Origin of the sequence: Dietzia maris (assembly GCF_014144855.1) — a bacterium.
Taxonomy (GTDB): Bacteria; Actinomycetota; Actinomycetes; order Mycobacteriales; family Mycobacteriaceae; genus Dietzia; species Dietzia kunjamensis.
The window spans coordinates 1-2,442 of record NZ_JAALDN010000372.1 but is presented as its reverse complement, the minus strand read 5'-3'; the positions used below and the strand labels follow the sequence as shown (position 1 = coordinate 2,442).

Below are 2,442 nucleotides of genomic sequence, written 5' to 3'. Positions count from 1 at the left end.
GAGCCGGTGGTCGGCTCACCTAGCAGCGCCGAGCCCGAGGTGTCGACCGAGCCGGTGCCCTCGGCCGGGGTGAGGATGTCGACCGAACCGGTGGCCTCGGAGACGGAACCGGCTAGCGGCGCGAGCGAACCGGTGGAGGGCTCACCGAGCAGCGCCGAACCCGAGGTGTCGAGGGATCCCTCGTCGGTGGCGTTGGCATCCAGGATGAGCGAACCCAGGTTCTCGGGGACGGAACCGCCGCCCGAGCTCAGCTCCGACGATCCGGCGGAGCCGATCACGTCCGAGGACAGAGTTCCGAGTTCCTCGGAGCCCTGCGCGTTGGCGACGCCGGTGGCGCCCGAGATGGCCAGGGCAGCGGCGGCCGCGACCGCAGCGGCCTTGCGGGTGGTGAACGTCATTGCGTCTCCTCGTGTGGAAAGGGGCTCCCAGGCGCAGAGGCTCGTGGCCGACCCACCCCGGGGTTGGGGTCTGTGAGACGTGAGAACAGCGTTACGAGACCGAGGTTCATCCGTCCGTTCCCCACCCTAGCCACGAATTCAGGCGATGAACGGTGAGAACTCAGTTAAATCTGAGTTAGTAAGGGGTTCTGAAAGGCGCTCGACCCCTTGCCGTGTGGCCACCCATGCCCCAGCGTCGCCCCGGGGCACCCGCGCGGGGAGCCCCCGCTGGACCTCGCCGACTGCGATCAGATAACCGGCAATGGCGGGAGGACGATGCCGGCGTCCGCCAGCGCCTGCTCGATCTGCGGCGCGAAGTAGATGCCCGCCCCGATGACGGCGGCGGAACCGCCGATCAGCAGCACCGGCCCGAGCGAACCGGATCCTCCGAGCGAATCCGTACCGCCATCGGAGCCGATGACGATCGCCGGACCCTCACCGGAGCCCAGTGCGCCGCCCACCGACGCCACGGCCGGCGTCAGCGACCCCGAGGTGGGCTCACCGAAGACGGAACCGGTGGTGTCCACCGACCCGGTACCCGGCGCGGGACTCACTGCGTCGGAACCCGTTGCCTCGTTGACCGAGCCCACGCCCTGCGACACGACCGGGGCGAGGCTGCCGAAAGTCGGCTCGCCGAGCAGCGCGGAGCCCGAGGTGTCGATCAGTCCGGGGTCGACGACCCCCGTTTCCTCCTCGGCCGAGCCGAGGGCGGAGGACTGAGCGTGCGCCAGCCCCACTCCACCGGACAGGGCGAGCGCGGAGACGCCAAGGGCCGCGGCGGCGCGGATGTGCCTCGTCATAAGTCAGTATTCCTTTCGGGAGAAACGCCGACACTTCGGCGATACTTAACAATTCTTATCATTTCGCCGTGAACACCCCGCGCGACCACCGGGAGAATGCCCGCGCATGAGGGGTCCAACGCCGAAGTAGACATACGTTCAGAGCTGGTGGCCGCCCCAGCTCGAGCGGGAGATCCACTCCCGCACAGCGCGAGTGGCCCGGACGTCGTCCTCGTTGTAGGCGAGGATGCGGTCGCGGCCGGCGTCCCGTTCGACGCCCCGCGCCGCCTGTGCGTCGCGGTACCAGCCGAGCGAGGCCTCGCCGCCCGCCTCGGGATCCCGCCACGTGAACCCGGCGGCCGGGGCGACCACCTTCAGCCCGAGGCCCGAGGTGGAGACGAACTGGGTGGTGACCGCCTCGTGGACGTCCACCCAGAGCGGGGAGGAGATGAAGCGCCGGACCTCGGCGACGGAGGGAACCCCCTTGACGACGGCGAGGGTGCCCTCCGGCCCGAACCTGCCGGCCGACGAGAGCATCCACCCGTTCTCCGCGGACCGTGAATAGCAGTAGGCCCGGAACGACCGGCCCTGACCTGCCGCCCTGTCGCGGATGCCGGTGAGCCAACGCCAGAACTCCGCGAACGACCGCCCCTCGTCCGGATCCGGCAACCGGGCCCAGGTGGCGAACGGCCTGTAGCCCTCGGCCTCCAGGGGCCGCCCGTCCCTCAGCGTGAGCAGGGTCCCCCACAGATAGGCGCCGTCGTCGAGGTGACTCTCCAGGTCGACGTCCACCTCGATATCCGCACGCGGAATGCTCGGCCGCGCCACCTTGGGAACCACCACCTCACCGTCGCGGTGTGCCCTCGCCCGCAGGACCGCGTCCGAGAACGGCTCGCCGTTCCAGTCCGTGGGCCGGTCCGGTCCGGCCACCGCCAACTCCGCGACCGTCCGGATCCCCCGGGCCCTCAGCGACCCGACCTGTCCGCCGCCGACGACGAGACTGACGTCATCGGCCACGACGAGCCGGTCACGGCAGCCCTCGACGGGCCCGTCCCGATCGTCCCAGCCCTCCCACCAGGGGCAGGTGCGGCATTCGCCGATCCGGCTGGGTTCGGTGTCGAGCTCACCGCGCACCACCGCCAGCCGCGTGGCGTGGGTGCGGTCTGCGGCGTCGAGCACCGGCCCCAGGTCGTGCACCACCGCGCGCGCCGAGCCCAGCCCCAGCA

At 70.8% G+C, this 2,442-nt stretch carries 3 protein-coding genes; all 3 read right to left on the bottom strand.

Annotation, left to right across the window (positions count from 1 at the left end; all coding sequences use genetic code 11):
• On the bottom strand, window positions 1-398 hold a 398-nt coding region (locus G6024_RS12200; RefSeq protein ID WP_200841565.1), incomplete at its 3' end, for a hypothetical protein.
• Between the two features lie 287 nt (window positions 399-685).
• On the bottom strand, window positions 686-1,237 hold the full coding sequence (locus G6024_RS12195) for a hypothetical protein (RefSeq protein WP_159148815.1): 552 nt from the start codon (window positions 1,235-1,237) through the stop codon (window positions 686-688).
• 138 nt (window positions 1,238-1,375) lie between these two features.
• On the bottom strand, window positions 1,376-2,442 hold a 1,067-nt coding region (locus G6024_RS12190; RefSeq protein ID WP_159148814.1), incomplete at its 5' end, for a TM0106 family RecB-like putative nuclease.